Source organism: Nocardia vinacea (genome assembly GCF_035920345.1).
Taxonomy (GTDB): Bacteria; Actinomycetota; Actinomycetes; order Mycobacteriales; family Mycobacteriaceae; genus Nocardia; species Nocardia vinacea_A.
The window spans coordinates 1,584,870-1,608,446 of sequence record NZ_CP109149.1; the positions used below are offsets into that span (position 1 = coordinate 1,584,870).

Annotated in this window: 23 protein-coding genes; 13 read left to right on the forward strand and 10 right to left on the reverse strand. The window is 64.8% G+C overall.

The window, feature by feature from the left end:
- Window positions 1-30: 30 nt before the first annotated feature.
- Entirely contained in the window at window positions 31-1,176 is a 1,146-nt protein-coding gene (locus OIE68_RS07550; RefSeq protein WP_327098661.1) for a lipase family protein, read from the forward strand.
- Window positions 1,177-1,411: 235 nt separating this feature from the next.
- Here OIE68_RS07550 and OIE68_RS07555 read toward each other — a convergent pair whose 3' ends face one another.
- A complete protein-coding gene (locus OIE68_RS07555; protein ID WP_327098662.1) occupies window positions 1,412-2,215 on the reverse strand; it encodes an SAM-dependent methyltransferase in 804 nt (267 codons plus the stop codon).
- A 1,185-nt stretch (window positions 2,216-3,400) separates the two neighbouring features.
- A complete protein-coding gene (locus OIE68_RS07560) occupies window positions 3,401-4,354 on the reverse strand; it encodes an SDR family NAD(P)-dependent oxidoreductase (RefSeq protein WP_327098663.1) in 954 nt (317 codons plus the stop codon).
- A gap of 178 nt (window positions 4,355-4,532) precedes the next feature.
- On the opposite strand from OIE68_RS07560, the gene OIE68_RS07565 reads away from it, so the two are divergent.
- The 3 genes from OIE68_RS07565 to OIE68_RS07575 all read left to right on the forward strand — a co-directional run bounded on the left by OIE68_RS07565 (window position 4,533) and on the right by OIE68_RS07575 (window position 6,579).
- Entirely contained in the window at window positions 4,533-4,685 is a 153-nt protein-coding gene (locus OIE68_RS07565) for a hypothetical protein (protein WP_327098664.1), read from the forward strand.
- A 63-nt stretch (window positions 4,686-4,748) separates the two neighbouring features.
- The gene (locus tag OIE68_RS07570) at window positions 4,749-5,912 is read left to right on the forward strand and encodes a sensor histidine kinase (protein WP_327098665.1); all 1,164 of its coding nucleotides are present in this window, start codon (window positions 4,749-4,751) and stop codon (window positions 5,910-5,912) included.
- Window positions 5,913-5,934: 22 nt separating this feature from the next.
- Window positions 5,935-6,579 (forward strand): response regulator transcription factor, encoded by a 645-nt coding sequence (locus tag OIE68_RS07575; protein WP_327098666.1) that lies wholly within the window; start codon window positions 5,935-5,937, stop codon window positions 6,577-6,579.
- Between the two features lie 75 nt (window positions 6,580-6,654).
- Here the strand turns inward: OIE68_RS07575 and OIE68_RS07580 are convergent, their stop codons facing one another.
- Complete coding sequence (locus OIE68_RS07580; protein WP_327098667.1) at window positions 6,655-8,928, reverse strand: tetratricopeptide repeat protein; 2,274 nt, start codon at window positions 8,926-8,928, stop codon at window positions 6,655-6,657.
- Window positions 8,929-9,470: 542 nt separating this feature from the next.
- On the opposite strand from OIE68_RS07580, the gene OIE68_RS07585 reads away from it, so the two are divergent.
- Window positions 9,471-10,637, forward strand: a complete 1,167-nt coding sequence (locus OIE68_RS07585; RefSeq protein WP_327098668.1) for an epoxide hydrolase family protein — start codon at window positions 9,471-9,473, stop codon at window positions 10,635-10,637.
- A gap of 110 nt (window positions 10,638-10,747) precedes the next feature.
- Window positions 10,748-11,125, forward strand: coding sequence for a PPOX class F420-dependent oxidoreductase (locus OIE68_RS07590; RefSeq protein ID WP_327098669.1), 378 nt, complete (start codon window positions 10,748-10,750; stop codon window positions 11,123-11,125).
- Window position 11,126: 1 nt separating this feature from the next.
- Here OIE68_RS07590 and OIE68_RS07595 read toward each other — a convergent pair whose 3' ends face one another.
- Both OIE68_RS07595 and OIE68_RS07600 read right to left on the reverse strand, forming a co-directional pair.
- On the reverse strand, window positions 11,127-11,390 hold the full coding sequence (locus OIE68_RS07595; protein WP_327098670.1) for a helix-turn-helix transcriptional regulator: 264 nt from the start codon (window positions 11,388-11,390) through the stop codon (window positions 11,127-11,129).
- A gap of 37 nt (window positions 11,391-11,427) precedes the next feature.
- Window positions 11,428-13,056, reverse strand: coding sequence for a hypothetical protein (locus OIE68_RS07600; RefSeq protein ID WP_327098671.1), 1,629 nt, complete (start codon window positions 13,054-13,056; stop codon window positions 11,428-11,430).
- Between the two features lie 194 nt (window positions 13,057-13,250).
- Here OIE68_RS07600 and map point away from each other — a divergent pair, with 194 nt between their 5' ends.
- A complete protein-coding gene (map, locus tag OIE68_RS07605) occupies window positions 13,251-14,018 on the forward strand; it encodes a type I methionyl aminopeptidase (RefSeq protein ID WP_327098672.1) in 768 nt (255 codons plus the stop codon).
- A gap of 6 nt (window positions 14,019-14,024) precedes the next feature.
- On the opposite strand, the gene OIE68_RS07610 is transcribed toward map, so the two are convergent.
- Window positions 14,025-14,747, reverse strand: coding sequence for a glyoxalase (locus OIE68_RS07610; protein WP_327098673.1), 723 nt, complete (start codon window positions 14,745-14,747; stop codon window positions 14,025-14,027).
- 109 nt (window positions 14,748-14,856) lie between these two features.
- Here OIE68_RS07610 and OIE68_RS07615 point away from each other — a divergent pair, with 109 nt between their 5' ends.
- Entirely contained in the window at window positions 14,857-15,405 is a 549-nt protein-coding gene (locus OIE68_RS07615) for a PadR family transcriptional regulator (RefSeq protein ID WP_327098674.1), read from the forward strand.
- Window positions 15,406-15,449: 44 nt separating this feature from the next.
- Window positions 15,450-15,833, forward strand: coding sequence for a PPOX class F420-dependent oxidoreductase (locus OIE68_RS07620; RefSeq protein WP_327098675.1), 384 nt, complete (start codon window positions 15,450-15,452; stop codon window positions 15,831-15,833).
- Window positions 15,834-15,869: 36 nt separating this feature from the next.
- Here OIE68_RS07620 and OIE68_RS07625 read toward each other — a convergent pair whose 3' ends face one another.
- From OIE68_RS07625 to OIE68_RS07635, 3 genes are all read right to left on the reverse strand, one after another.
- Window positions 15,870-17,261, reverse strand: a complete 1,392-nt coding sequence (locus OIE68_RS07625) for a metallopeptidase TldD-related protein (RefSeq protein ID WP_327101604.1) — start codon at window positions 17,259-17,261, stop codon at window positions 15,870-15,872.
- 8 nt (window positions 17,262-17,269) lie between these two features.
- A complete protein-coding gene (locus OIE68_RS07630) occupies window positions 17,270-18,799 on the reverse strand; it encodes a TldD/PmbA family protein (protein ID WP_327098676.1) in 1,530 nt (509 codons plus the stop codon).
- Window positions 18,800-18,910: 111 nt separating this feature from the next.
- Window positions 18,911-19,678, reverse strand: coding sequence for a glucose 1-dehydrogenase (locus OIE68_RS07635; protein ID WP_327098677.1), 768 nt, complete (start codon window positions 19,676-19,678; stop codon window positions 18,911-18,913).
- Window positions 19,679-19,765: 87 nt separating this feature from the next.
- Here OIE68_RS07635 and OIE68_RS07640 point away from each other — a divergent pair, with 87 nt between their 5' ends.
- Both OIE68_RS07640 and OIE68_RS07645 read left to right on the forward strand, forming a co-directional pair.
- Entirely contained in the window at window positions 19,766-20,089 is a 324-nt protein-coding gene (locus tag OIE68_RS07640; protein ID WP_327098678.1) for an ArsR/SmtB family transcription factor, read from the forward strand.
- A 76-nt stretch (window positions 20,090-20,165) separates the two neighbouring features.
- Window positions 20,166-20,819, forward strand: coding sequence for a helix-turn-helix domain-containing protein (locus OIE68_RS07645; RefSeq protein WP_327098679.1), 654 nt, complete (start codon window positions 20,166-20,168; stop codon window positions 20,817-20,819).
- Window positions 20,820-20,824: 5 nt separating this feature from the next.
- On the opposite strand, the gene OIE68_RS07650 is transcribed toward OIE68_RS07645, so the two are convergent.
- Window positions 20,825-21,592, reverse strand: coding sequence for a TSUP family transporter (locus OIE68_RS07650; RefSeq protein WP_327098680.1), 768 nt, complete (start codon window positions 21,590-21,592; stop codon window positions 20,825-20,827).
- A 55-nt stretch (window positions 21,593-21,647) separates the two neighbouring features.
- On the opposite strand from OIE68_RS07650, the gene OIE68_RS07655 reads away from it, so the two are divergent.
- Entirely contained in the window at window positions 21,648-22,826 is a 1,179-nt protein-coding gene (locus OIE68_RS07655) for a sensor histidine kinase (RefSeq protein WP_327098681.1), read from the forward strand.
- Between the two features lie 70 nt (window positions 22,827-22,896).
- A complete protein-coding gene (locus tag OIE68_RS07660; RefSeq protein ID WP_327098682.1) occupies window positions 22,897-23,556 on the forward strand; it encodes a response regulator transcription factor in 660 nt (219 codons plus the stop codon).
- Window positions 23,557-23,577 lie beyond the last annotated feature (21 nt).

The following is a 23,577-nucleotide window of genomic DNA, read 5'->3' on the forward strand; positions in this document are numbered from 1 at the left end:
CTCGGTACATTCGGCGTTGCACTCGCGCTGATGCTGGCGACGACGGCCACTGCGGAACCGCTGTATCCGCAGCCCGATCCCGACCCGTTCTACGCCGCCCCGGCGGATCTGGGCGCGCACCAACCCGGTGACGTCCTCGATGTGCGGGCAATGCCGCCGGTGCCCCTCTTCCCGGGCGCCACCGTCACATTGGTCAAATTCCGGTCGACCGACTCGCACGGTGGGCCGATCGCGGCGACAACCACGATCCTTACCCCCCTCGGCCATCAGCCCGACGGGCCGTTGCTGTCGTATCAGCATTTCATCAACTCGCTGGGCACCCGCTGCGCGGTATCGCACATGCTGTACAGCGGTGATGTGAATCTGTCGACGACGGCGTCGATGTTGAACGTCATGCTGCAGGAGGGGTGGAGTATCGCGATGCCGGATCATCTCGGACCGCAGTTCGCTCTCGGAGCGGCGCATTTGGGTGGCCACATCGTGTTGGACGGCATCCGGGCGGCGAAACGTCTGCCCGGACTCGCTCTGCAGCACAGCCCTGTCGCGATGGCGGGCTACTCCGGTGGCGGCCTGGCCACTTCATGGGCGGCAGTGCTGCAGCCGTCGTACGCGGCTGAGCTGCAGCTCGCGGGCGCGGCCATCGGTGGTGTTCCGGTGAATTTGGTGACGATGGCGCAGGCGGTGGGCCTCGAGCCGCACCCGGCCTTCGGCCTGGCCATGGCGACGGCAATCGGTCTGGAGCGGGAGTATCCGGACGAAATGCCGATCAGCTTGTATCTGAACCCGCGTGGTATGGCGCTCCGTGACGCCATGGCCAATCGCTGCACCAATGAGATCCTCGCCATCGGAGTAAACGGTAGTGCGCGTGAGTTCGTCACCAACACTTCGGTCTTCGACAGGCCCGAAGCCCGGTCGGTGATAGAGGACAACAGTCTGGAGATCTACCCCGGGGTGCCGGAAATTCCCATGTTCGAATGGCATTCGCCGAGCGACCCGCTGATTCCGGTCGATGCCATCAATATAACCAATCGCCGCTGGTGCAATGCCGGGGTGCGACTGCAGACGCAGCTGGTGTCGGTGCCCGAGCATTTGTCCGCGGCGGTAGCGGGTGCCCCTGAGGTACTGCGGTGGCTCGACGGCCGCGTTCGCGGAGAGCCTGCGCCTGTCGCCTGTTGATATCCCCAGCAGATCCGGACGGGCCTCGATATCGAGGTGTTCATCCCGATCTTCGTGATGAGTCGCAGCACACCGGCGTGAGGTCGCGTGGATTGCCTTGATGGTCTCGGCGATCATCGATGATCCAGGGGATGGCCGAGGCGAGGCTTCCTCGGGCCTGGGTGCCCCGGATACGAGATTACTGAGCGCTTGCCGGGCCTCGTCCCGGGTCGGTGTCCTGGGTGCGGGGGTTGTATTACTTGCGTGCAACGCCCGCGTAGGCGGACACTTGCGCGTCCATTTTCGTCGGGGGTGCGACACCGTCGGGGTGCCAGCGGTGCGGCACCTCTATACCCGGATCGACCAGCTCTAGTCCCTCGAAGAACCGCATGAATTCGTGTCGGCTTCGAACTTGGCATGGCAGGCCGCTGCGGCGGTAGATATCGACCACGGTAGCTATCGCCGTCGGATCGAAGTCTGGCGTGACGTGTGTCATCACTAGATACGAGCCAGGAACGAGCCTGTCCATCAGAGCATCGACGATTCCGTAGGGATCCTGCTCGTCGGGGACGAAATGCATAAGGGCGTTGAGACTGAGCGCGACCGGTTGGGTCAGGTCCAGTGTCTCGAGCAATCCCGGGGAGTTGAGAATCTTTTCGGGTGTCGTGACGTCGGCGGAGACGTAGTTGGTACGCCCCTCATGTGAGCTGACCATCAATGCCCTGGCGTGGACGAGCACTATCGGATCGTTGTCGATGTAGACGACTCGCGCGTCAGGCGCGACCTGTTGGGCTACCTGATGCAGATTTGGCTCGGTCGGGATACCGGTTCCGATATCGAGGAATTGACGAATGCCCGCGTTTACGAGGAATCGTGTCACGCGGTGTATGAAGGCCCTGTTCTGCTGCGCGGCCGCCCGCACTCCTGGCCAGATGGCCACGACCTGTTCAGCCGCTTCCTCGTCCGCGCTGTAATGGTCCTTGCCGCCGAGGTAGTAGTCATACATTCGGGCGGTGTGGGGCTGATTCTGCCGCAGGTCGACAGGAGAGCCGGGTTCCACGTCGGAGTCCTTTCGTAGTCGAGGCAACGTCAAAGTAGCGAGCGGGCGGTATGTGGGCGTGTCGATTCAATCTCGTTGGGGGGTGCATCTTGCGGCCCACTACTAGCGTGTGAACGCGCCGAGCACTTGTCGGCGCCGACGTTGGGTCGGCGAACAGGACTGATCCCATGCTAGCCACGCTAGCCTATTCGGCGCCTTTGATCTGGCCGCCGGTCCGCCCTACCGCCGGATCCGAGATCGCAAGCGTTGGACCGAGTTTCGAGCCCTCCCGCAGTCATTTGCGCCAGCGCTGGCGATCCTGCCCGATGGTCATCGATTGGGAGTATGACGGAAAGGGTTTCGAAAATACTTCAATGTCGTTGCACTTCGCACCCTGGGACCGATTGGATAGCACAGTGATTGCTGCGCAGAGCTGGACCGAGGCAACGGTGGATTGAGGCTGCGAGCGAGTGGTCGCTCCACAGTCATCGCTCAGGTGTTGACTATTTACTCTCTATTTTCATCCGAATACGACCGAAATCGATTGAACGTCAACGCATCCCAGGTTCTCACCGTCTTGGAGCATTCGTGCTGCCGAACCAGTGAAATCGAATGCAGCCGAATCCGCTCGAATCGGCTGGACAGTTGTAGCCATCGATCGTCGGCATAACAGGTACCTGCGCGCGCGGCAACTGTGTCGGATCGGCGACTCCGGTGACAGGGGCAGCGGGTGTCAGATCTACTAAGGCTCTGGGGATGTGAAGTCGCAATTGGCCATCGGCGCCTGCTCATTCGGCGGTGCCCGCAGGATTCGACTGGTCGCCAGCCAAGCACCTGGCCGCTTGGAACTCAGGGCCCGGTCCTGCCCGACGTGAGGTCCGGTGCCGATGACGCGACGATCGGAGCGGTCCCACTCAATGGTAGAACTTCTGCTTCTGCCCCAACAGGATTCGGCTGTCTGCGATCATCTTCAGTTACATACTGCTACCAGCATGAATAGCCCGTGGCTATCTTCTATCGGATCATGCCGTGCCGCATCGGATTCGGCTGAAAATATGGGGTAAATCGCGCTGCAAACCCTCCTGGACCGCACCGACTGCTTCCGGCTCGCCGCCGATCCCACTGCCGCCCAATGGATTCCGAGTATCTTTGTGCGCCGCCACCAGCGCCTAGCGCTCGCCGCGAGCTAAGGTCCGTACCCCTGTGTCACGCATGGGCCGTCTTACCCCCATCGATCACCAGTTGCGCACCGGTGAGGTACGGGTGCTCGTCGGACGCGAGAGTCAGTGCGAACGAGGCGATCTCCTGCGGGGTGGCGAGTCGTTCGAGACCGGGGATATTGGATTTGGCCCACTGCTTCATGAAGACCTGCCATGCGTCGTCGGGAATGGCTTCCATGCCGGCGGCGCGGCGGATCAGCTCGGTATCGGTGGTGCCGGGGATGAGGGTGTTCACGCGGATGCCGTCGGCGGCATAGTCGAGCGCCACCGACTGCACGAGTCCGGCCAGGCCGCGCTTGCTCGCGGTATACGCACCACGGCCCGCGTCAGTGGCGATGGCATTGCTCGACGAGGTGACCACGATCGTCCCGCCACCAGCCTGAATGAGGTGCGGCACTTCGTATTTGATGGCCAGGAAGGTGCCACGCAGATTGGTGTGCACGACCCGGTCGAACTCTTCGGCGGAGTACTCGTGCAACTTCTTCTGAATGGTGATCCCGGCATTGTTGAACGCGACATTCAATCCACCGTAGGTCCGCACCGCGGCATCGACGAACCCGCGCACCTCATCCTCGATCAGCACATCGGCTCGAAAGTAGGTCGCCTCGCCACCGGCCGCCCGAATCTCCTGTTCCACAGCTTGCCCGCGATCAACTCGCCGGCCGCAGAACGCGACTCGTCCACCCTCGGCCGCGAATAATCGCGCCGCAGCCGCCCCGATCCCGGAAGTCGCCCCGGTGATCAACACCACCTTGTTCTCGAACCGCCGCAATCCGATGGGCTGAAACCGCGGCGGATTCGAATCCGCCCCCAGTGCAATGCCTCCGGCCAATCCGGCGGTCGCGCCGATCGCCAGCCCGGAGGCGGCCGCGATCCCAAGGATTCGGCGTCGGCTGGGGGCCGGTTTGTCGGGCCCAGGTTCGATCTCATCGTGCTTCATGGCTCTACCGTCGCTGTTACCGGATTTAGCCGAATCCGCCTGGAGGCCCACAATGCGGCCGCCGGGAGGATTGCCATCCACCACGGGATGGAGCCGGTCGGGGAGTTGGCTCGCACGCGGGCACCTTGAACCATGCGTGGACAAATGATCGCCAGGATTCCGCGGTACCGCTGTTCGGGTGGCCTGTGCGACCTTCGCCGCCGACCTGGATTCGGTGATCGTTCCGGTGCTCAGCGTGGGTGCCATCCTGGGCTCCGAGGTCACCTACCGGTTGCCAACCGAGAATCGAAGCCAGGATGCAGTTCGTATCGCAGCGGTAGACCTGGCCTGAGGGAGGATGCTCTCCTCCAGGAGGAGGAGTCACGGCGAGTGGTTGCGGGGCATCATGGTTTGCGTGGCGGAATCGGCAGGTGTGACCAGGGGCATGGATTGGCTGCTCGATGTGCGCGCCTTGCCGGTTCGGATCGGTGTGCTGTTGGCGGCGGCAGTCGGCTGCCTGCTTTTGCTCTCGGATGCGCCGGAGCCCGTGGATTGGGTGATCGGCCTGCTTGCGGTAGTCGCGACGGCGGGCGGCGTTAGATGGCCGTTCGCTATATCGCTGCTGGTGACCGGGCTGCTGGTGCTCGGCTTCGAGATCGGCGGTACCGGACCGCTGGTGCCCAAAGTGGGTGCGGCCATTGCGCTTATCGAACTCGCGGCGCGCTGTCGTGGATGGCAGCCGTGGGTGGCGGCGGGCGCATTGGGCGGGGCGTACCTGCTGCACCCGGCGGGGGAGGCCGCCGCGACCGGCTACCGGGCGCTTGTGATGGCGGGCGCGCCGATGCTGATCGGGAGCCTGCTGCGTGCGGCGCGTGCGGGTGCGGATCGAGCCAGGCGGGAGGCGGGGGAGATCTCGCAACGGCGTGAGGCCGATATCGCGACCGCGCGGGCGTTGGAGCGGACCGCCATCGCCAGGGAGTTGCACGATCTGATCGCCCATCACGTCTCATCGACGGTGCTGCGCGTCGGGGTGGCCCGGCACGCGGTGCCGGATGCGCCGCCAGTGGTGCGCGAAGTACTCGACGACATTCATGCCAGCGGCACCGAAACCCTCGCCGATCTGCGGTTGCTCGTATCGGTGCTGCGGGATCCGGCGATGGCGGGCGAATCCTTCATCGCACCGACGGATATGCCCGCCGCGGTCACTGCCGTGGCGGAACGAGCGCGGCAGCTGGGTTGCTCCGTGGAGGTGAAGATCGAGGATGCTGTCACCGACATAGACGCGTTGCGGGCGTTGACATTGCTGCGATTGGCCCAGGAGGGCGTCGCGAATGTCGTGCAGCACGCGGGTTCGGGCGCGGCGGCGTGGCTGACCATCACGGCACGTAAGGATCGGACCGTCGATTTTATGTTGTGCGATAACGGAATACGGTCCGCAACCGGATCCGGACATGGCCTCGGGCTGATCGGATTGCGTGAACGGGTCGAGCTGCTCGGCGGTGAGTTCGTCGCCGGACCAGGCGATTCCGGATGGCGGCTCGACGCGTCCCTGCCGCCCGCGATTCGAGTGGCCTCGTGATAATCCGAGAAGGCGTGCGGCCATGACCATTCGCGTGCTGATCGTCGACGACCAGCAACTGGTCCGTGCGGGCCTGCGCATGCTCTGCGAAACCGATGCCGAACTCGAAGTGGTAGGGCAGGCAGCCAACGGCGGCGAGGCCGTGCGGCTTGCCGAACGGACAACTCCCGATGTCGTGCTGATGGATCTGCGCATGCCGGGCATGGACGGAATCCGTGCCACCGAACGGATTCTCGCGACCAGGCCGTCGATCCGCGTCGTCGTACTGACCACCTTCGACGATGACGACCACCTGTACCCGGCGCTCGCCGCGGGCGCATGTGGGTTCCTCGTCAAGGACGCTTCGCCCACCGATCTGCTCGACGGCATCCGCCGTGCCGCCGCAGGAGAGTCACCCTTCACACAGAGCGTGCTGCGGCGATTGGTGGATTCAGCGGTGTCCGCACAGAAGAGCGCAACGACCGAGCGCGTTGTGCCGCAAGGACTTACCCAACGTGAAGCCGAAGTGCTTGCGCTGGTCGCGGCGGGCCTGTCGAACGCGGAGATCGCCGACCGTCTGCACCTCGGCGTCACCACCGTCAAAACCCACATCGGCAATCTGATGACGAAAACCGGTGCCACCAACAGGGTTCGACTCGCCGTCCTCGGCGCGACGAACGGGCATTGAAGCCGACTCAGTGCGGATACTGCGCCGCAGGTATCACAACGTTGGGTGCCGTTGTTTGCAGCCTGCAGAGGTCGATCAGGAACCTTCCCGCATCCGACGTCGCCATTCGGCGAGGTTGCTGCGGGTGGTGAGGGTGTCGGGGTGGTCGGGTCCGAGGACCCGCAACACATCGGTGAGGAGCTGCTCGAATTCGGTGATCGCTCCGGCGATGTCACCACTTTTGCCGCGCAAGTGGGCGAGGTTGCTGCGGGTGGTGAGGGTGTCGGGGTGGTCGGGTCCGAGGATCCGCAACTGGTCGGTGAGGAGCGGCTCGAATTCGGCGGTCGCTCCGGCGATGTCACCACTCTCGCCGAGCCAGTAGGCGAGATTGCTGCGGGTGGTGAGGGTGTCGCGGTGGTCGGGTCCCAGCGTTTGGTTGATCAGGGGGAGCCAGGATGCCCACACGTCGCGGTTGTCTGCTGCGCGCGGTGTCACCAAGGTGGCGAGCAGTTTGATGGCGGTGTCGGGTTCGCCGCAGGCTAGGTAGTGGCGTACGCCGGACCGGCGGGCGTAATCGGCGCTGCGGTCACCGGTGACGGTTTCGAATGCTGTGGTGATCGCTCGGTGTGCATCGATCGGTGGTGTGCCGAGTCGGTCTGCTTCGGTGCCGGTCGGGTGGAGGAATTCTTCGTGCGCGAGTCCGAGTAGTTCCTGTGAGGTTCCGGGGTTGCCTCGGCTGACCAACATCCCTACAGCGACGACGCTGTCGCGCAGAGCTCCAGCGGTCACCGTGTGGCCGAGTGCGGCAAGTGCGGCGTGAAGGAGTTCGACCGGTAACACCGGGCCGGATCCCGCCGCGGCGAGTACCGCTAGTAGGGCGGGAATCGGTCGGGATGTTGTGGGATCGGTGGTATGGAGGGTTTGGTGGATGCGTTTGTCGACCAGCCCGGCCACGGTGATGCTGCCACGGATTTGGAGTGCGTCGTGGCTGTCGAGTTCGGTCAGCAACCGTGCCAGCAGCCATCCGCCCACAGTCGTCTGCCCCTGCAGGCGGGTGATCCACCGCTGCCAGTCGATGGCGGCGGTGTCGGGGAGGTCTCGAGTCGCGGCCATGTGGGCTGAGTCCACAACCTTCGCGATCTCTTCCGGTGTTGGGGGTGGGATCTGCACGCGGTGCATCCGGGCGAACAGCGGCTGGTCCTCGATGCCGGTGCCCTCCCGGATTCCCACGACCAGCTTCACATGCTCGAAATCATCGCTCTCGACCAGATTCGCGAGCGCGGCCAGGATCAGGTCGCGGGTACCGGATTCGGCCTGATCGAGACCGTCGACAACGATATTGATCGGCTGCCACCGAGTCGCTATCCGCGCCAACGGTTCCAGAACCATCGACTCGAAAACATCGACCTCTGAATCATCCATGCCACGTGTCGCGGCGATCGAGGCCGCGTCGGCGAACCCGTCGACGCGGCGGTGCAGCTGCTCCGACAACTCGACAGCCAGTGACTCCAGCGACGTAGCGGCCGAGACGAACGCGGCCGCGGCCACATAATCGGGACTGAACCAGGCCTTCCCAAGCAATCCCGGACGGATCAACAGTGATATCAGCGTTGATTTGCCGCAGCCTGCCGGGCCGATCACCATGCGCAGGCGACTACTGGTGTCACCGACTACTTCGAAGATTCGCTGCCGTAACGAGTCGGTGAGGACAACGCCATCGGTGAGTTGATCCACCAACCCCGCCGTCGACCGCCCACGCACGGCGTCGTCGCGTCGAGCCAGGTTGGGAACCAGCCACAAACCCGGATCTCCACCATGGGCCACACCCCAGTGCCCGGGCACCTGACGCGGGCAACCCGAGTTCAACGGATCCAACAGGTCCACCGGCAGCAGGTTCTCTCCACGGGCGGGTAGTCCGTGTTCGAACACAGACAGCGTGGTGCGGGTGAAGCAGCCGTCATAGGCGCTGTCGTGACCGGTGGCGACCAGCAGCTCGATTCGCTTGGCTGCCAATGCGGTTCGGTCGGTCAGCCGTTGCGAAGCACCGGTGAGGCCTTCCTGGGTTTCGCAGGCGTCGATCATGACGATCAGCCCATCCACCGGGTGGCGGTCCATCTGCTCGCTGAGGACCTGCACTAGGTGCAGTGCGGTATCGGACTCCGGTAGGGCTGGCGAATCACGTGCCAGCAGAAAGAAGTTCCCGTCGCCGGTCACCACACCATGACCGATGAAACTGATCAGCAACGCCGCCTGCTGCTCCGACGCCGCTGTGAACGCGGCTTTGACCGACGAAACCAGTTCCCTGGTTGTCGGATTCAGCAGCGCGCCACCCGAAGTCCCGGCTGATTCCCAACCGCCCAACGCACTCAACCGGTCAGAAAGCTCGCTCGCCAACCGGTCCGCAAACCCCAACCGACGCAACGCCGCACACTCCGACCCCACCACAAGCGCAAGCCTGCCTCCCACCCCGCGAACATACCCCTCCCACAGGCATTCTCGAGCGCATGACCCACGAGGTGGCTTGCCGGCGCGGATGCGTCGCGATTAGCTAGATAGGTATTTATATATGCGCATCTAGATATGTGAGTCAATCACCTAGGTCAAGGCGCTATGCGCCCGCGGCGAGTCTAGAACTTGCTGAGGAACGCGAGATGGCGCGTGAGGGGTGCGTGGTCACTTGCCGTCAACAGCCAATGGGGGTGCGAAGACTGTTTCTCGTCTGCTGGAGGTCCATATTTACTCCATATTTTCAGCAGAATCTGACCGAATGCTGATTGGTATGAACGAACCGGACATGGGATAGCGACCTACTATTAATGCTGGTAGGGCGGCAGAAACGAATCTCAACAAATCTGGAAGAAACTCCGTAATGCGGAAGCAGGTCTTCCGCAATGGGGTCGAGAGTGGTTCTCATGACGAAGACAGAGCCTATCCGCCCCTTCCGGATCGACATTCCGCAGGCCGAGCTCGACGAGTTACGCGCGCGGCTCGCGAGCGCGCGGTTGCCCCATTCGGTGCCCGGCACGGAATCCGATTGGGGGCGTGGCATTGCGCCCGATTACCTGCGGGAGCTGGCCGAGTATTGGCGGGACGGGTTCGATTGGCGGGCGCAGGAGGCGAAGCTCAATGCCTATGACCAGTTCGCGACCGAGATCGATGGGCAGACCATACATTTCTTCCATGTGCGTTCGCCCGAGCCGGACGCGGTGCCGCTGCTGATCACGCACGGGTACCCGAGTTCGGTCGTCGAGTTCCTCGAGCTGATCGGGCCGTTGACCGATCCGCGTGCGCATGGTGGGGATCCGGCGGACGCGTTCCATGTCGTAATACCGTCGCTGCCGGGTTTCGGGTTCTCCACGCCGCTCGCATCGACCGGATGGGAATTGGCGCGCACCACCGAGGCTTTCGCCGAACTCATGGCTCGGCTCGGCTACGAGAAGTTCGTCGCTCAGGGCGGTGATATCGGTGCGGGTGTAACCGGGCGTCTCGCCGCCACGCATCCGGAGCGGGTCATCGCGACGCATGTGAACAGTGACCGGGGCTCACTCGGTCTGGTGGGCGAGCAGCTGCCGATGCCCGACGGTTTGACCGAGGACGAACTCGCCGCCATCGAGGCCGCGCGGGCTCGGTGGAGTCAGCAGAAGGGGTACCTGGTCCTGCAGACTACCCAGCCCAATGCCATTGCCGCCGCGCTGACCGATTCGCCGATCGCGCAACTGGCGTGGATCGCGGAGAAGTTCCAGGTCTGGACCGATCCGTCCCGCGCAATCGGCGAGGCGGTGGACCGCGACCTGCTGCTGACCAATGTCAGCGTCTACTGGTTCACCCGCAGTGGCGCTTCGGCCGCGCAATTCCTCTGGGAGACAGCGCATTCCGGTATGGACTGGGTGGCATCGTCGGGTGTGCCGCAGGGGTGGGTGGTATTCAATACCGATCCACTGATGCGTCGGGTGATGAATCCGGACGGGTATATCGAGCACTTCAGCGAATACGCCGAGGGCGGTCATTTCGCTGCGCTGGAGCAGCCGCAACTCCTCGTGGATGACATCCGTACGTTCTTCCGTGCCTATCGCGGCTGATCAGGTGTAATGGGGCGGGCGTCGGCTCGCCCCATTACGTCATCAGGCGTACGCGCGAGTCTGTCCGCATACGGATGTCGCGGCCGTCGCCCCGGCCTACCGTTTCAGGTATGACTTGGAACGAAGTGAGCACGAGCAGTTTCGCCCGGCTGACCACCTACAAGAAGGACGGCACGCCGGTCGGCGCCCCCGTATGGGTGGCTCCGGACGGCGAGCGGATCGTGGTGTGGACCAATTCGAAGACCTGGAAGGTCAAGCGGATTCGCCGCAATCCGGCGGTGACCCTGCAGATATGCGACGGTCGTGGCCGCCCGAAGAGCGAGGAGAAGGTCGCGGGCAAGGCCGAGTTATTGGATGCCGCGGGAACACAGCGGGTGCGCGATCTCGTCTCGCGCAAATACGGGATCATCGGCACCGTGCTGATCCGTCTGCACAAGCTGTTCAAGGGCGCGGACGGATCCATCGGGATCGCGATTACACCGGCGTAGGTCAGGCCGATTCCGCGAGCCCCGCCGAGCGCCAGGTATCGGCGAGGTCCTGCAGCGGAATCTCCAGGGCCGCCGCCAGCGATACGATCGTGCCGAATGCGGGCGTCGGCAGCCGTCCTGTCTCGATCTTGCGCAGCGTCTCCGGTGAAATTCCGGCGGCCTGGGCGATCCGAGCCGGGTCGCGGTCGGCGCGTGCGGCCCGCAGCCGGGCTCCGAGACGGCGACCGGCCTCGACTTGTGCGGGAGTCAGCGGAAGTCGGACCATGCGTCCAGACTATGGACGGTATTTAAATACCGCAAGCTCAACCGTTGTACTTCACCCGGAACGGTCCGCCGACACTGTTGAACAGCAGATCCCCATTCGGAAAGAACTGGACCAGCGCGTAGGCGCCGTTGCCGAGATTGCTTTGCCCGAAGATGGTGCGGTGCACCGTCTTTCCGGATTTCCAGTCCAGGCCGGTCACCTCCCATCCGTTGGTCTTGGTGTAGCCGTTGACGAAAACCACGCCGGATTTGGTGCTCTCGGTGGGCACCATGCTTGTCGAGACGACATCGGCGCGCGACCATACCGATGACCAGCTGTGGTTGGCCGGATCCCATTGGAACCGCTCGATACCCGACGGCGGCGCGAAAACCGGACCGCCCGCGAGCACATCGACGAGCCGGTCCGGTGCGCCCTGCGGCCGGGCATTGTTGACCACGAATGCACCGTAGCCGTCCACTGCGACCGACTGCTCGCTCTGGATGAATTCGGGCTGCGGAGTCAGGCCGACCGTCACCTGGATCTGGTCGGCGATCCGATTGGATTTGGTGCCCGGCTTTGGTTGAAACCCGTCGGGAATGGCGTCGCGCCAGAATGCGACCAGTTTCATCCTGTCGGCGCCGTCGGTGAGCACCACGAGCCGGTCGTCCTTGCCGTATCCCATCAGCGTGGGTGTCGAGCCGGTGCCGATGCCGAACTTCACTGCGGGCGGCTGCCGTCCGAAATCGTAGGGTGATGCCCATGCGCCGTCGTCGGCGGCGGTCGAGAGTTTGGATCCGGTCCAGACGACCTTGCGCATGATCTTGTCTGAGGCGGCGTAGATCCCGCCCTTGTCATCCACGGCCATCGCATTGGAGACCATCTCGTCGGCGCCGAAATGGACCTGCCGCGGTTCGCCCTGCAGGCTGCGGTCGATGATCGACAGCCCGCGGGTGCTGAGCACGGCCAACTTGCCGTCATAGGTCATATTCAGACCGACGATCGACTCGGGTTGACCGCCCAGGCCAGGGCCGCTGCCGAGCCAGGGTTTGAAGTCGAGGGTGCGCAGAACCCGTACGCCCGCTTCGGGATTGTTCGCATTCGTCAAGCCGAACACGACGATCTGCGCGTTCTGCGTGACGTAGTAGACCCGATTGTCCTTGTCCACCAGGCTGTAGACGCCATTGGCGATGCGCGTCCAATCGACGCCCCAGTCGTTGTGCACCGCGGCCTCCACCTGACCCGGGTCGGTGAGGTTCTGGTCGAGCACCTGGTCCAACGCTTGCGACGGTACCGGTGTCACGCCCGGTGCGTCCGCGCGCGCGATCTCGTGGAACATGCCATTGCCGACCTGGACATAGACCACGCCCTGGGTGGAGGAGACCCACATGTGGTCGGGATCGGTGGCGGCGAGCGTCATGATGTTGACCGGTCCCGAGGTGATGCGTTGCTGCTGCTTCGGGTCGATATGGAACTCGCCCTGCGGCGTTTGGTAGGGGAAGGTATCGGACTGGCCGGGATCGATATGGGTGAGCCCATAGGTCGCGGCAGCGAGGTAGGGATTGCGGGCGGGGCCTGCGGCGGTGCCCGACAGGTTCTCGTTCTTCGCCGAATCGCCGCCGCAGGCGGAGGTGGCCAGGGTCACGGCCAGCGCGACGGCGACGACGAGTGCCTTGCGGCCGGGGCTCATCGCTTGCTCCTCTACGTTCGCTATCGGGGCGATCGGGCGGAACGCATGCCGCTCTGAGCGGCGAACAACCAAACAAACCAGTGCTCTTTCGTGTTCGCGAACATAACACATCGCCTGGTCACGCCGGGTGATTGGTATTTTTATACCGGTAGTCGCTATGCTCGGTATTAAAATACCGAGATGGAGGTTTGAGCATGGTGGAGTTGAAGTCGCCGGGAGAGATCGAACGCATGCGGGTGGCGGGGCGCTTCGTCGCCGAGATCCTGGCGGAACTGCGGACGCTGGCCCGGGTCGGGGTGAATCTTCTGGAGCTGGAAGAGCGTGTGCGGCAACGGATTCGGGAGCGCGGCGCGGTGTCATGCTACTGGGACTATGCGCCGTCGTTCGGGCGTGGTCCGTTCCGCAATACGGTCTGCCTCTCGGTGAACGATGCTGTCCTGCACGGACTTCCGTTCGATTATGCGCTGCGCGACGGTGATGTCTTGAGCATGGATCTAGCGTTGGGCATCGACGGGTGGGTCGCCGATTCGGCCACCAGCGTGATCGTCGGTGCCGCCGATGCGGAGGATCTACGGCTGATCAGGGCCACCGAGGACGCGCTGGCGGCTGCGATCGCGGTTGCGTTGCCCGGCAACCGGATCGGCGATATCTCCGCCGCCATCGCTGAGGTCGCGCGGGCGAACGGCTACCCGGTGAATGCCGAATTTGGCGGGCACGGACTCGGGCGGACGATGCACGAGGATCCGCATGTGCCGAATGCGGGACGCGCTGGTCGCGGATATCCGCTGCGACCAGGCTTGACCATTGCGATCGAGCCGTGGTTCGCACGCACTACCGACCGGATCTATACGGATCCGGATGGTTGGACGATCCGCTCGGCGGATGGTTCGCGGACCGCGCACTCCGAACATACGGTCGCGATCACCGCGGATGGGCCGCAGGTGTTGACCGCCGCCGCATAGCCTGTCTCAATCCGTTTCGGAGAGCCAATCCGCGAGATCGGTGCCGGCGCGCAACTCGGCCGCGACGCCCGCGCGTTCGGCTTTCGAAAGTGGGATGCCCCTGAGTTCGGCGCGCACCTTCTCGGCTCGCTCGGAATCGCCGGTCGCGACGGCCAATTCGGTCAGTGCCGCAAGTGCCCGAGCCTTATCGACGGCCGATGCTTCCGCGCCGTAGCGACGGAGACCGACCTCGAGCACCCGGATCGCGGTCGCATCGTCATTCTTGAAATCGCGCAGGATGCGGGCATTGTCCAAAACCCGTGCCAGGCCGTCGAGTTCGCGGGAGCCGCCGTAATCGACGTCCTCGGGCTCGTCGCGCTGGATGTAGATGATGGTATTGCCCACGGGGTCGACCACGCTGAATCGGCTTTGGCCGGGCCGGAATCGGGTGATGCGTGGGCAACCCTTCGCGGGGACCTTCCCGTAGCGCTTGCGCAGCGCCGCGGTGAATGCGCCGTGTCGCTCGGCGACGTCGTCGAGCATGATCAGGCAGCCGACCTGTTCGGTGGGGAGTTCGGTGCCCGGCGGCGCGGCGGCGAAATGGACAGCACAGCCATTGGCCTCGATCGCGCCGTAGGCGTATGGCCTGGTCTGCTCGTGGGTCACCGTGTAGCCCAGCGCTCGGTAGAAGTCGAGGGTGTCCTTCAGATCGCCGCTCCACAACACCGGAACCGCCGTATCGCTTGTCATCGCCCCGCCTCGCTCCTGGTAATCAATTTTGACTACCAGAGGCTAGGGCGGTGAAATGTCGGAAGTCAAATTTGAGTAGTATGGCTGTTTCGAGAGAAGGGAAGTCCGGATGTCGGCTGTGCGCTTGCTCGTCCTCGGCGTGATGCGGTTCCGTCAGCCCACCTACGGCTACGCCGTGCGTCGCGAACTGCTGTCCTGGCGTGCCGAAACCTGGACGAATGTGAAGCCGGGGTCGATCTATCACGCGCTGAAACAGTTGACGCAAGAAGGGAAATTGAGCGCGTTCGGCACACAGGGGAGTACCCAGGGGCCGGGGCGGACCCTGTTCGAACTGACCGAGGCGGGGGAGGCCGAGTTCCGCAAGCTCATGGACGAGGCGCTGGTGAGTGTCGATATGGAAGAACTCGGCGCGGGTATCGCGTTCATGGATGCGTTGCCGCGCGCGCACGTCATCGAGAAGTTGCGCGAACAACGCCGCAATGCCGCAGCGGTTCGTGACGATCTGATCGCCATGATCCCGACCTTCCCCGGCCGGTACGAACCGCCGCATGCGACCGATCTACTCGAGCTGTGGAGCGGCGTGTTCGACAACCTGTCGAACTGGACCGGCGGCGTTCTCGAGCGCCTGGAGGCGGGTGAATACCGGATGGCGGACTGATGGCAGGGCGCGCCCGCCGGTCCGATGGCGGATAGGCTGCCCGCATGACGAACACGCTGGGTGCGGTCGGCAAGGCCGACTACGTGCTGCTGACGACCTTCCGCAAGGACGGCACACCGGTCGGCACCGCCGTCTGGGCCGCCGAGGACGACGGCAAGCTGTATGTGTGGACCGAAACCGACAGCTGGAAGGTCAAGCGGCTGCGCAACAATCCCGCCGTCACCCTGCAGCCGTGCAATCCGTCGGGTAAGCCGCGCGGTGACGTCATCGAAGGCACCGGCCGGGTGCTCGATGCCGCCGACACCGAACGGGTGCGCAAGCTGATCAAGAAGAAGTACTGGCTCCTCGGCCCGATTCTGGTGACCGCGAGCAGTATTCGCCGCGGCAAGTCCGGCACCATCGGCCTCGAGATTACCCCGGCCGGGTAGTCTGCGGGGCTCCCGCGACGGGAGCCCCGCCACCTGTCAGGTCGCTTGACTCACCGAGGACATGTGGAAGTCCGGAATTCGCAAGGGCGGCATGGCGGTTCGGGTAAACCAGTCCTTCCATTCGCGGGGCAGCGTGGTCTCGGTGGCACCGGCTTCGGTGGTGCGGCGCAGCAGGTCGATGGGGCTTTCGTTGAAGCGGAAGTTATTGACCGCCGCGGTGACTTCGCCGTTTTCGACCAGATAGACGCCGTCACGGGTGAGACCGGTGAGCAGCAAGGTCGCGGGATCGACCTCGCGGATGTACCAGAGCGTGGTCAGCAGTAGGCCGCGCTCGGTGTTCGCGATCATCGCGTCGATACTCGCGCCCGATCCGCCGGTCAGCAGCAGGTTGTCACCGGGAACCGTGGTGGGAGCGTCGAATTCGGTGGCGGTGGCACGCGGGTAGACCAGCGATTCGATGACCCCATCGCGCAGCCAGTCCACGCGTCGGGCCGGAAGACCGTTGTCGAAGACCGACAGCGATTCCGAGGACGACGAAGTCGCCACGAACGGACGATATTCGAGTCCGCTCGCGCTCGGATCGGAGTAGAGCGTCAGTGGAATATCGCTGAGCCGCTCACCGATTCGGGTGCCGCCCGCCTTTGCGAAGGCACTGTGCCCTTCGTGCGCGCCCCGGCCCTCCATGGACCAGGCCAGGTAGATCATCAGGTCCGCGACCGCGGAGGGCGGCAGCAGGGTTTCGTAGCGCCCTGCGGGCAGCTCGACCCGGCGCTTGGACCAATCCAGCCGCCGCGACAATTCGGTGAGCAGTCCGGGTACGTCGACGTCGGTGAAGTCCGCGGTGCCGACACCGACCCACGCACTCGCGAGATCCGCACCTTCGCCGCGCTTTCCATTGATCTCCACCGAACCGGTGGGCTGCACGAAGCGGCGGCGAATACCGGTGGAGGTGCCCAGCCAAGTCGTATGCATCTGGTGGTAGGCGAAACCGTAGAGCCGATCCGTGCCGTCGAATCCGCCCGCCAAGTCGCGTGCGAGGTCGGTGAAGACCTCGATCCCCGTGCTGCCCGGTGCCGACGCCCAGTCGCTTCCGGCGTCCGGCAGACCATCCGAATCCGGAGTCAGCAGCGGCATCGCATCCTTCGCCGGTTCGGCGGTGCGGGCCGCCGCCTCGCTGGCGCGGACCACCGCCTCGATCTCGGCCGGATCGACGCTGGTGGAGCTGAGGCTGCCGACGCGCGCGGAGTTCGGGCCGTCGCGGAAGATCGAAATGACCGCCCAGTCCCGGGAAAACGAGGAGCCATTGGTAGTCATCGAGTTGCCCGCCCAGCGCAGCGACGCCTCGTGCGCATCGGTGACGATGACCACCGCCTCGTCCGCATGCGAGAGCGCCAGCGCCTGCTCGACGACCGCACCCGCGGGCATCATCACCTCGATCACTGACCTGCCTCCGTCCGGGTGTTGAGAATGTTGATGCCGCGCACCAGGATCGACGGGCAGCCGTGGCTGACCGCGGCGACCTGGCCGGGTTGCGCCTTACCGCAGTTGAACGCGCCGCCGAGGCGCCAGGTGGACGGTCCGCCGACCGCCTCCATGGCACCCCAGAAGTCGGTGGTGGTGGCCTGGTAGGCGACATCGCGCAGCTGGCCGTCGAGCTGGCCGTCGCGAATGCGGAAGAACCGCTGGCCGGTGAACTGGAAGTTGTAGCGCTGCATATCGATCGACCACGACTTGTCGCCGACGATGTAGATGCCGTTCTCGACCCGGGCGATGAGTTCGGCGGTACTGGTGTCGTTTTCGCGATCCGGTTGCAGCGAGACATTGGCCATGCGCTGGATCGGCACATGATGCGGTGAGTCCGCGTAGGAGCAGCCGTTGGAGCGTTCCAGCCCCAGGCGCGGGGCGAAGACCCGGTCGAGTTGATAGCCGACCAGAACGCCGTCGCGCACCAGATCCCAGCGCTGTCCGGCGACGCCCTCGTCGTCGTAGCCGACCGAAGCCAGCCCGTGCACCTCGGTGCGGTCACCGGTGACGTGCATGATCGGCGTTCCGTACTTCAGCGTGCCGAGCTTGTCCGGGGTTGCGAACGAGGTACCCGCATAGGCGGATTCGTAGCCGATGGCGCGGTCGTATTCGGTGGCGTGACCGATGGATTCGTGGATGGTCAGCCACAGGTTGGTCGGGTCGATCACCAGGTCGGTGGGTCCCGTGTCGACGCTGGGCGCCTTCACCTTCTCGGCCAGCCATCCCGGGATCTGCGTGAGTTCCTCGCTCCAGTCCCAAATTCCGTCCGCGCCGGTGACGTACTCCCAGCCGCGGCCGGCCGGTGCGGCGAGGGTGCGCATGGTCTCGAAGACACCGGCCGCCGCGTCCACGGTGATCGCCTCCAGCTGCGGGTGCAGGCGCACGCGCTGCTGAGTGATCGCGGAGCCCGCGGTGTCGGCGTAGAAGGTCTGCTCCTTGACCTGCAGCACTGAGGCGGTGACGTGATCGACGCCGTCGGCGGCGGACAGCCGGCCCGAATAGTCCTGTAGCACAGCGACCTTGTCGGCGGTCGGCACCGTGAACGGGTCCAGGTCGTAGGCCGAAACCCAATGCACATTGTCGTATCGCGGCTCGTCGGCGAGTTCGACGCGCTCACGATTGAGCGCGCGCAGGGTTGTCGCCACCGTGACCGCCCGCCGCGCCACCTCGGCCGCGGTCTCGGGAGTGAGTGCGGCATGCGAGGCGAAACCCCAGGTGCCGTCGACGATCACGCGCACGGCGAAGCCGAGATCGGTGGCGTTGCTGATCGCCTCGACCCGGCCGTCACGCAGCCGGATCGACTGGGTGACCAACCGATGCACCCGCAGATCGGCATGCTGCGCGCCCGCCGCCCGTGCCGCCGACAGTGCGGCGTCGGCGAGCGCGTGCAGTGGTAACGCAAGGAACTCGGCGTCCACATCTTTGGAAGTCGCGATGCTCACCCGACCCAACGTAGTCGGTCGGGCCGGCGAGCGCCGCTTCCGCTGCGCTCACGCAGACCTGGTAGACATGCATCGACTGCAATGCCGCACGAAATGCCCAGCGGCGCAGTTCTAGACCATGGCCGCAGGGGTGGCGGCGACGAGACCGCCGTCGATGAGCAGGTCTTGGCCGTTGATGTAGGACGCCTCGTCGGAGGCGAGAAAGGCGACCGCGGCGGCGACATCCTCCGAGGTGCCGATGCGTCCCGCGGCCACGGTGCCGACGGCGGCGGCCTGCACTTCCGGCGATGCTTCGGCATAGAACGCGGGCGTCCCGGTGTAACCCGGGCTCACCGAGTTGACCCGGATTCGCCTAGGTGCCAGTTCGGCCGCCAGCGTGCGTGCCAGGTTGTGTACCGCCGCCTTGGTCGCCGAATAGAGTGCTGCGCCGGGCCCACCGCGATGCAGTGCGAATGATGCGTTGATCACGATCACGCCGCCATCGGCCAACAGCGGGAGGGTCTGCTGGATGGTGAAGAACGCGGCCTTGAAGTTGATATCGACCACCCGGTAGAACTCGGCCTCGGTGACATCGCCGACCGCCTGGAACGCGCCGACGCCCGCATTGGCGAAAACCACGTCGAGACGTCCATAGCGGTCCCGGATCGCGGCCGTCAACGCGTCCAGGTCGGCGAGATTCGCTGCGTCACCGGGGATGCCGAGGACACGATCGCCGCCGTTCAGCTCTTCGATCGCGGCGTCCAGACGGGACTTGTCACGCCCGGTGATGACAACCCGCCCACCCTCGTCGAGCAACCTGCGCGCGACGGCCAAACCCATACCGCTGGTTCCGCCGGTGATCAGTGCGATCTTGTCGTCGAATCGGGAATTGCTCGCCATGGCACGACCTCTCATACAGTTGGATAGTTCAAGAACATATGAACAGTACGACTGTATGTCAACAATCGAGCTATTCTGGTCGGTGTGATGACGGCACATCCCGAGCGGGACCGGATCGAGTTGGCGAACGTGTTCGCCGCGCTGGGAAATCCATTGCGCCTGCAGATCGTTCGCGTGCTCGCGAATGGGGCGGAGCACACCTGCGGTTCGATCGTGGACGGTGTGCCCAAATCCAATCTGACGCACCACTATCGAGTGCTGCGCGATGCGGGGATCATTTGGCAGCGTCCGTCCGGCCGGGAAACCTTGCAGTCGTTGCGCCGGGACGATCTCGACGCCCGTTTCCCGGGTTTGCTGGATTCGGTGATCGACGCGGCTCACCGGGAGCAGTCGCACGCGACCCGAATTTGATCACGGTTTGGCGGCATGGCGCGCGCGAAAGTCGTGGTTACCGTACCCAAGTCGGGTTATGCCGTACTGTGCCCGCGTGCCGCCATCCGCCCTCCGCGATCGCAAGCGAGAACGTACCCGCCGTGCCCTCCTCGAGGCAGCCGTCGAGCTTTTCGAGAACAGAGGCTATGAGGAGACCACAGTGGCCGATATCGCCGCCGCGGCCGAAGTCGGCACCCGGACCTTCTTCAACTACTTTGCCAGCAAGGAAGAGTTGCTCTTCCCGGAGCAGGACGAGCGGGTGCGCGCCGCGGTGGCTGCCATCGCGAGTCGTCGGCCCGGCGAGCGGCCCGTGGAAGTGCTGCTGCGGGCCTTGCGAGCGGCGGGCGACAATCCGGGCGAACACCTCGTCGATGATCTGAGTGCGCGCATTGCCGCACTGCGCGCAAAGGTTTCGCGCACCGTGCCCGCGGTGAGCGGGCGGGCCGCGCATGCGCAGTTGGTCGCGCAACGCGAGATCGCGCGACAGTTGCATATGGCGTTTCCCGCCGAATTGGACGATGTCGGCGCAGCCGCATTGGTCGGTGCCGTGGTCGGCGCGGTTTCCGGTGCGTTGACGGTGCTGTTCCAGAGTCCGGTGGCCGGAGTGGACGGCGAGCGGTTGCACCGCCAGATCCACGAAACGACCTCACGGGTGCTGCAGCCCTGGCTCGCCTCGAATGCCAAGATGCATGCCGGACCCGTGCACTGATCGCCTCAGCCGAATTGCTGCCAGCCCAAACGGATCACCATGCCGATGACGACGACCAGCAGTACGACGCGCACGAACTCCGCGCCCTTGCGTAATGCCATGTGCGAGCCGATGATCGCGCCTGCCACATTGCCGACCGCCATGGCCGCGCCCAGCGCGAACATGATGTGGCCGGTGACACCGAAGTAGATCAGCGCACCGAAATTGGATCCGCAGTTGATCACCTTCGCCATCGCGGCGGCGCGCACGAATTCGGTACCGAGCAGGGTGGCGAAGGTAATGATCAGGAAGGTGCCCGTGCCGGGGCCGAGTAGTCCGTCATAGAAGCCGATCAATCCGGCGGCCAGGGCGATCACGAGCACGAACTTGCGCCGAGTCGGTGGGTGCGTGGCCAGGGTGATGCCGATCGATGGGCGCAGCGTGACGAAGATGGCGACGCCGACCAGCACGACCATCACGATCGGGATGAACAGGTCGCGATCGATGAGGGAAACCGCCGCCGCACCGGTCGCCGCGGTGACCGCCGCGATCGCCGCCGCGGGCAGCAGCGTGCGCCACTGCATGGGAACTTTGCGCGCGAACGTCATGACCGACGCGCTGGTGCCCGCGACCGCGGCGAGCTTATTGGTGCCGAGTGCGGTCTGTGGCACGATGCCCGGCGCGACGAGGAACAGTGTCGGCAGGATGATCAATCCGCCGCCGCCGACCACCGCATCCACCCAGCCCGCGGCGGTTGCGGCTGTTAGTAAGGCCGCCCAGTCTGCAAAATCCACCCAGCCAGCCAACCAGATGGTTGGATCGGGCCCGCCCCCACCTAGGCTGATATTCGTGCGCCGGTTCAGTCTGTGGCTTCGCGGCAAGCCCCTCATCTCGGATTCGATGCTGGCCGCCGTCCTGATGCTGCTCGAGATTCTCGGGGTCAGCAATTCCGACAGCAAGCTGGCATACCTGGGAATCGGTGTGCTGTTGCCGGTACCGGTCGCATTTCGGCGGCTGTATCCACGGGCGATGGCGGCCGCGATGCTCGGACTCTCGATCGCCTCGACGCTGGTGAGCTACGCGTCCGAGGACAAGGCCGACCATATCGCGCTGTTCGGGCTCGGCATCATGCTGTACACGCTGGTCGCGTATGTCGGTCGCCTGGAAGGAATTTGGTACGCGCTCGGCCTTAGCGCCGACTGCACCAGCTCATTTCTGTTGCTGCACAAGCCAGCCGGTTCGGATCTGATCTTCACCGCGATGTTCTATGCGCTGTGCTGGACGCTGGCCGAGTTCATCGGCGCGCGCCACGCCTACGACCAAGAGGTGGCGGCGCGGCTCGCGGTCGCCGACTACGACCGGGAGCGCCGTGCGCACGATGCCGTCTCCGCCGAACGCACCCGCATCGCCCGTGAACTACACGACGTCGTCGCCCACGCGGTGAGCGTGATCATCGTGCAGGCCGACGGCGCGAAGTACGCGCTGCGGCGCGATCCGGACGCGGCCGAGCGGGCATTGACCACGATCGCGAGCACCGGTCGCGAGGCCTTACGGGAATTGCGCCGAACCGTGGCGCTGCTGCGCATCGAGCACGCCCCGGATCAGTTGCCGCAGCACGGAACCGCGGGTCTGGCGAAGGTGGTCGAGATGATGCGCGATACCGGGCTCGCGGTGGAACTCGAAATGACCGGGGGACTCGACGATATCGCCCCCGAGGTGAGTCTCGGCATGCACCGCATCGTGACGGAATCGCTGACCAACACGCTCCGGCACGCGGGTTCGCACCCGAAGGCGTGGGTGCGGGTGCAGCGCCGGGCAGCCGATGTGGTCATCGAAGTCACCGATACCGGCGGAGTTCCGGTGCAGGAGCAGGCCGCGAGCCCGATCGTCGGCGGCGGTATGGGACTGGTCGGCATGCGCGAACGCATCGCCGTACTCAGTGGCACGCTGGAAGCGGGCCGCACCTCCGATGGCGCCTGGCGGGTATACGCGACCATCCCACTGGTGCGCGGCAACGAAAGCGGTTAGCCGCAGGCTTCTTTCGAGGCCGCGCGCACGGTGGGAAAAACACGCTGGACGGGGCCGATAGATTGGGGACGTGCCGATTACCGTTCTCGTTGTCGATGATCAGGAACTCATGCGCATGGGTTTGAAGATGGTGCTCGGTGCGCACCCGGACATCGAGGTGATCGGAGAGGCCGAGAACGGGGCCGCCGCGATATCCCGGGCCAAGGAGTTGCGGCCGGATGTGGTGCTGATGGATGTGCGGATGCCGGTCGTCGACGGGGTATCCGCCACGCAACGCATCGTCGAGACCGGTGACGGCTGCAAGGTGCTGGTGATGACGACCTTCGACCTCGACGAACATGCGTTGGGCGCGCTGCGAGCGGGTGCGAGCGGGTTCCTGTTGAAGGACACGCCGCCTGAGGATCTGGTCTCGGCGATCCGGAGTGTGGCGGGCGGTGATGCGGTGGTGTCGCCGAAGGTGACCAAGCGACTGCTGGACCGGCTCATCGCCGACGACCCGGGTGGTATGCGGGATCCGGCGGTACTCGAGGTGCTGACCGCGCGTGAGCGTGAGGTGCTCGAGCAGATCGCGGCGGGGCGGTCCAATGCCGAGATCGCCGAGCAGTTGTATCTGTCCGAGGCCACCGTCAAGACGCATGTCGGGCGGGTGCTGACGAAACTCGGTCTGCGCGACCGGGTTCAAGCGGTCGTGCTGGCCTACGAGACCGGGTTGGTGCGACCCGGCGGGTGAGATCTCAGCCAGCTATCAGGC